Genomic DNA, 7,357 nt, shown 5'->3' with positions numbered 1-7,357 from the left:
TTGCAATATAAGTTTTTCTAAATAAAAATAAAATAGTTTAACTAAACGTTTAAAAAATAAAATAGAATAATTTCCAATAAGAAAACAAGTTACTATTAAATTATACAAAAAATATCTAAAACAATCTAGTTTGTGTGTCAATATGACACTTCCCATTGTTGAACCATGATATGTTGCATTGTCATTAACATCAACATTACCTCCAATTCTTTTAAATCTTGCAACAGTAACACGATTGTTTGATAAACTACTTCCAGAGGCAACTGTTGTAAATAATGAAGTTGGAGAGCTTCCATCAAGGCTTGGAACAAATCTAGCTCTGAGAAATCTTCCACCATCTGTTGAGTCATTGTTGATGCTTAAACCGGAGTAGTTCATGAAAAATTGTGAGTATTTATCAGAGTTTGCATCAAACATTAACACCTCATTACCCGTTGTTAAAGTGCTTGAGAATGTTGTTGAAGTATCATGAACATCCAGCAATAGCTTTGTAGTTTGTGAAATCTGACTGACAGGAACTCTGACTAGAATGGCTACCGGTTGAGATCCATAAGATGGAATGTATAATACCTGGCATTCAGTATTGTTTTTGGTTTTGATCTTTAGATTCTTCAAATCACTTCTGAAATAATTGGAATATGAACTGCTTGCTAAATTATCCAAAAAGATATAATCATAGCCGGATGAATAGCTACCGCTCCTTTGGTTGTAATTGCTCATGACAATATTGATTTGTAATTTTTTCTGCAATGTCATGATTTATATTTTATTATCCTTTTTATATAAATTATATAATAAAAAAAGTAATATTGACATTGACATTAACGATTCAATATTCGGATTTTGTTTTTCCCCTACACATTGATATATATGCACGGGTTGAAACAGAAACAACATTAACAATAGCTTCCGTTAATGTAAGACTTGCTTTAGATAATTAAAACTAGAAAAATACTTTTGATTTAAATAACAGTAACATTAACATTAACAATAGCAAAACCAGAACTTGAATTGACATTAACATTACCGTTTGGAGATTTAAAAGTTGTTTTCACTTGCACTGAGATATATATGCAAGGGTTGAGATTGAATTGATATTAACAATGCTTGCCGTTAATGTGAAATAGCTTTTAGGAAATTGAATTAAAAAAAGAAAATTGGATGATTATTTCATCAAGCGTTTTGAAAATACAGAATGGATAATTATCTCTTATTATCCCTTCATGACATCGACAAGTTGTTTTTCAAACTGCATAGCCTCAGCATATAGGTCATTCAGTATGCAGATTATTTCTTCATCAGTTGATTTGCTAACATCGACGCGCTTTGTAGAAAATGGAACCCTCCATTTCCAATTTTTCAGCATCCTCCGTGGAGGAAAATGCTCTGTGATTACTTCACAAATCTCCTTTAAATCATCTGGGATATTCTCAGCACTAAGAGCCATTTTAAGGTACAATTCTCCATTATCTTCATTAGCAATTTCATAAAAGTAATGGTTTTTTGTTCCCCAACCGCTTCTGGCATCCTTAGCGTCAGGAAGAATCTCACTCATAACATCTGTGGTGAATCGGGTGTAAAGTTTACCGCAGCGGTCTTGATCGAGATGTATTTCTCCAGCCCCATCCTTTAAACTAGCCCAACTCATTATAATCGCAGCCACATGATCTCTTGCATCCACATTCTCGCCATCTGATAGAATATTAATGCCTGGAATGTTCTCTTCAGTTATTTCCGGAGGTATATCCCTTCCATCGTTTACAAAAGAAATATGGAGCAGATCTTCTTTCTGTTTTGTGTCTTCAAATTTGAAATCCCAGCGAGTTTCCATGAATGATAGGAGTTTCATTCCCCTGTCATAAATGTGTTTTGCATCCCAGGAATCTTCTTTGGATATTTCAACTTCACAATGGCAGCCATTTGAATATCCTCTGGCCTTCTTGTCATCAAAACAGTCATTTTGTAGCTTTGAATTGATACTCTGAGATAGTGGCAACAAATTACCTAACGATGCAGACAAAGTCTTTATTTCTTCTTGCGTGAACTGTCTGAAGTTGTTACTCCAGCATAGTTTTGTTGGTGTCTGAGGCAAAATATGCTCTACCGTAATTTTGTCCTTTACAACCTTTGTCAAATCAGCCCATGATAACTTGTCGTACTTATACTTTGATGCCAATGAATACTCATACTCGAAAAGAAAATAGCGAAGATATCTCCAACTATAAAAACCATCATACGAGATAAACAGTTTGTTTATTTTTGTAAGGAAAGATCTCACATCGTTCCCTGTATTTTCATTTGTTGTATTTGTGAGATCTTCTGTCACATCAGAAAGCGACATATTTCCCATATACACTTCGCGGGTTTTACGGTAATAATCGCTACTCTTATAGGTGGATTGAGATCTTCCCATACGGAATGTGATAAATATGAATCTTTCCACCGCCTTATAGAAAGCGATTCTTTCATCTTTGGAATATTCAAGCCTTGGAATCAATGAAACAGCAACAATAGGTCTGAAGTATGCTATACCAATACGATTCAATTTCTCTATCCACACCTGCTCTTCTTCTGTTATATCTGAGCATTGTTCCGGATAGAAAGTATAATACCAATACTCCGCAGTCTCTTTGAGACTGTTCACATAATCTAGTATTTCTTCAGGTTGTAGGAACTCGTCTGTCATTTTCGATGATGAATATACTTCCATGTCATCGTCATCGTCCTGCTGAACAGACATTAAAAATGTAGGCTCCTCTTCATCGGGATCAACTTCGATGATGTTCTCAAAAATGGATTTATGCGAAAACTTTCTTAATAGGAATGTGATGTAGTCATCTCCACGCTTTCTGGAATATTTATAATAAATGATCCAGTGAGCTCTGAGGAATTCATCATCGGAAAGCAAATTATTCTCATTTCTTCCGAGTTGATAGTACACCTCACTCCATGTCTCATTAATACGTTCTCTCAAGGCAATTTTGTTTGTTTCATCAAATATATCGCTTGAGTATAATGTAGTCAAATAAATAAGGCGATTTTTCAAAAGCTCGAGATTAGTCAGTCTCTTGCCTCTGTTGTTCATAGTCTCGAAAGCGACAAACACGTCATAGTCATCTTTTATTTCATGGATATTGAACATGAGCTTCAATGTGAGTTTCCGATACAAATCATTAATTCCTTCTATTCCTTTTTTCTCGTAATATGCCTGAAGTTCCTTCCCAAAGAACTCTTTGGCATCCTTAAGATTCTTTGTATAATAAGTCTCTTTGATAGTGCCACCATACTCCTGACCGAGCACTTTGTATTTTAGATATTCTGCACTCGGATTGTCGTTTTCATAACCGAACATATATGTGATGATAAGGTTCTCTGGCGGTCGTTTCCTGCTAATGTATTTTGCTTTGATTTCTCTTATATTATCAAATCCAAGATATATCTCATCATCGCTTTTGCCGTTATTATCCGACAATTTGCATGTGAATTCGATAATTTCATTAAGCATTATCACAAAGGTTGTAAGCCTCTGTTGCCCATCAACAATGTGGTATGCATCAAATCCACTATCAAGGAGCCATGAGTCATCATTGCCCAGTTTCCTGCTTTCTTCCTGATTCAGTTTCTTTAGTGATAGAAGTCCAGTATAGTGGTATCTATCAGACTGAAGGTTAACTATGTCTTCCCAAAAATCACGAAGTTGTTGGCCTTGCCATGCATATCCTCGTTGATAGTCAGGTATTCTGAATATCCTCTTATTAAATATTTGGGATAGTGATTGTAATTCGCTCATTTTATAACCCAACTTTTACTTCAATTTAAATTCTTTCTTTGCAACTTTTAATCCAGATAAATATTATTTTTTCTTCTTATACTTAATTAATTTATGTTTAAGATGATTATATTCTGGGGGCATTTACAATGATATCCCAACCGAATTCAACATTAACATTAACGATACCATATTTGGAACTTGAATTCTTTTACCCTGCGATATATGCACGGGTTGAGCCAAGTTTGTTTTTCGATATTGTGGATGTTAATGTCAGCACCACATCACCAAATTAAAGTTTAGAAAATTAGTTTTGATTACATTAACAGTACTGTTGAGGATTTGCCCAAACCAGAGCAACCTTGCCATACCCATATTATAAGCGAGCCAATTCGCCCAGGCCGACCCCCACGCCGGAGCGTAAGCGGAGGCGTGTGTGGAGAGGCCTGGGTGAATAGAATTGGCGAGCAATACTATGGGGAGGAACCGACCCTCGCCGGTCGGTTCCGTAAGTCATCAATGAATAAAAAGTGTTTATCGTGAGCAGCATTACCATTATATGCAGTCCGACCTTTAGGTCGGACTGGATGCCTTGAGCGATAGCGAAAGGCCAATACTATAGACCTAACAATAATAACTTTGTCAGAGCCGAGGAATAGGGGCTTGCCTCTATTCCGAGTTTATGGATTTGAAGATTTTAATTTGATAAAATTTTAGGAACCGACCCTCGCCGGTCGGTTCCGAATGTTGGAACCTGAACACACTTAGTTTATTATAATTAGCATTAACTATTATGTTCCGTCCGAGCGTAAGCGAGGACTGGACGCCTTGAGCGATAGCGAAAGGCCAATACTATAGACCTAGCAATAATAGCTTTGTCAAATTTAAGGAACAGGGGCTTGCCCCTGTTCCGGGGTTAAGTTTTGTAAACATTTGTTTGTCGACTCCGAGGAATGGGGGCTTGTCCCCCATTCCGAGTCGCTAATAGAGCAAATGAAGTAAATTCGGTATTGGCATTCGTGGGTAATTAAAGGGGGGCTTGTTCCCCCTTAATTAGGCATTAAGGGTTTCAATGCACGATTTGCCCCACTAGGTGAAATATGAATATTAATGGAGAGTGAAACACATCAAAACACTCTCCACAACTAACAACGAGCAATTCAATGAAGAAATATAGCTCCGGTGGAAAAGTAAGAAAACACCATCATAGCTAGATCCTAGTTCTATTGAATCCCATATCCTTTAGAATTTTATTATATTCCTCACGAGTCGTAAAGGAAGGTACATCCTCATCTCCAGTGCTGCCGGTTTCGCCGACTTCACCTGCCTCACCGGAGTTGGATGGGTTTCTTCCTCCAGGTGTTGAACCATCATTACTAGCTTCAATTTTAATTCTTCTCTCAGCTAGCTTTTCCATTAATTCCATATCAACATCACCAGACAATAGCTTATCAATTATCTCCTTATCCTGCTGATTCTCATTATAATTAAAGTTGTACTTAGCTTCGTACTCTTTAATTTTCCTTTCATTTTCAGCTTTTCTCAGTTCAGATAATTCCTTTAAGATATCATCTTTACTATCAATGAATTCCTTATTCTCTTCAATAGCTTTTTTAATCTCTTCATATTTTTCAGACTCTTCTTTTAAAGTTTTAATCTATTCCTGAAGCTTTCCAATTTCAGCATCCTTACCTTGCAATTTCTCTAATAATAAACTTGTAGCTACATTAGCGTCTTTGCTTGGAGGCTGAGGCTGTGGCTGCGGTTGAGGAACAGGTTCAGGATTTCCAGCATCTCCAGCATCTCCAGCTATATCAGAATTCAACAGGGTAATTTTTCTAGGGCTTTTGGTTACACCAACATCTATCAAACTCATAGTATCAATTCCAAATGAATCTCCATTATCTTTCAATAAGACATCAACTTTAGGAGAAAGGCCTTTTCCTTCCATATCAAGTTCATCAGGGATTTCAATGAATAGCTTTCCTTTTTCATAGCTTATGTCATTTCCAATGCCAATATAGATCTTATCGTGTTCTTCGGTTAGCGGAATTCCTCCACGATAGTTTTCAGCTATTAGCTTTAGATCGTCTTCAGTCCATTCAACAGGTTTAGTTAACCTTTCATCCAAGTCCGAATAGTCATATGATCCAACTTCAAAAAGTTCATGTCTCATTATTATCACATTTTTATTATATTAATTATTATATATTTTATTATATTTTTTATATAAATCTTTATTATATTTCTACACCATTATCATTTAAAATCCTCTCACCAACCGGCTGCTCCTCTTCAAAGTTACTGAGATAATTCTTATAGATTTCATCACCTTCAGAAGACAATTCCATAATGTATCTTAATACATCATCTCTTGAATAGCTGAAGTAAAAATCTAAAGTTTCATTAATGCCCATTAACTCTAATTGACGATTTAATAGTTCATTACAATACTTTAACACCCATTTCTGGTCATTAGCCACATTAACAATAAAACCTGTAATAGCTGAATCGTTAATGTATTCAGCAACGTTCTGATTAGACTTTTCATTACCTGCCTGTGACTGAGGAGTTACAAAAGTTCTCAAAATATTATTTCTAAAGATTTCAGTTTGCCTTGTATAATCTGACTGATAGTTATTTCCCCCAAGTATTTTAGATTCAATTCCTGGAGGTACAATAGCCACATTACTGCCAGCAGTTGTACCATAATCAGCATATAAATTTTCTTTTGCAGTGGATGACAGCTCAGTGATGTATGGCTGGCCGTTAGCATCCATTGCAGGTTTAACTTCAATAATATTATCCTTATTAATTCTCTCCACCTGGTTTCTTTCAAGGTTGCATTTGTGATAGATATCATCCAAGCAGTTTAAGATAATACTTTGAGCTTCACAGTAGATTTCATTGTACATGAAGTTAATAACCTCTTCAGGTTCATACTTAACCGTTAATGTTCCCTCTTCAACGCTAACATAATTATTGAACTCTTCAGGAGATCCGTTAACAATATCTTTAGGCATCTCATACAGGAATAACTGGACTTCATTATCGTCATTGAATTCTTTTTTTAATCCATAGCCGTGTGCACCGATTTCTAAAAATATTGGTTTGATGTATTTGCCAATTTTTTTATCCCATCTCTCTACAGGTTTAATTAATCCCTCCCCATCAACCATTCCACCCTGCAGGATGTTTTTAGCGACTTGACTGATGTCAATTTTTCGAGCCCATAAAATCAAAGTCAGTTTCTGCTCTTGAGATAACTTATTTTCCTTATCTACAAGTACAATATTAACATTAGCTTTATCAATTCTATTTTTCAAAATACCTGAAGTGTACCCGTCAAGTTTAACAGCATATCGTGCATTAGCTATTGTTTTATTAATTACTGGTAGAAGTGCATCCGGCAAGTCAAGACCAGTATTTATTCCATCAGTTCTAGGCTGCCGTTCATTCTCTCCCCAATAGCTGCGCTTGGTGTTGTACTGTTCCACACGATTATTCAATAATCTAGTTTTAATATAATCAGTAATCCCCATGATTATCATTTCCAATAATTATTATATTATTTATTATATTTTTTAT

Annotated in this window: 5 protein-coding genes; all 5 read right to left on the bottom strand. The window is 35.7% G+C overall.

Annotation, left to right across the window (positions count from 1 at the left end):
- The coding region (locus tag MR875_05495; GenBank protein MCI6994289.1) for a hypothetical protein at nucleotides 1–756 on the bottom strand (756 nt) is incomplete at its 3' end.
- Nucleotides 757–1,213: 457 nt separating this feature from the next.
- A complete protein-coding gene (locus MR875_05490) occupies nucleotides 1,214–3,790 on the bottom strand; it encodes a DUF262 domain-containing HNH endonuclease family protein (protein ID MCI6994288.1) in 2,577 nt (858 codons plus the stop codon).
- A gap of 1,189 nt (nucleotides 3,791–4,979) precedes the next feature.
- Complete coding sequence (locus MR875_05485; protein MCI6994287.1) at nucleotides 4,980–5,195, bottom strand: hypothetical protein; 216 nt, start codon at nucleotides 5,193–5,195, stop codon at nucleotides 4,980–4,982.
- A 231-nt stretch (nucleotides 5,196–5,426) separates the two neighbouring features.
- Nucleotides 5,427–5,945 (bottom strand): hypothetical protein, encoded by a 519-nt coding sequence (locus MR875_05480; protein MCI6994286.1) that lies wholly within the window; start codon nucleotides 5,943–5,945, stop codon nucleotides 5,427–5,429.
- Nucleotides 5,946–6,009: 64 nt separating this feature from the next.
- Entirely contained in the window at nucleotides 6,010–7,311 is a 1,302-nt protein-coding gene (locus MR875_05475; protein MCI6994285.1) for a hypothetical protein, read from the bottom strand.
- Nucleotides 7,312–7,357: the final 46 nt, after the last annotated feature.

It is taken from the genome of Methanobrevibacter sp. (genome assembly GCA_022775905.1).
Lineage (GTDB): Archaea > Methanobacteriota > Methanobacteria > Methanobacteriales > Methanobacteriaceae > Methanocatella.
The sequence above is the reverse complement of the archived record's forward strand: the minus strand, read 5'-3'. Positions and strand labels throughout refer to the sequence as shown.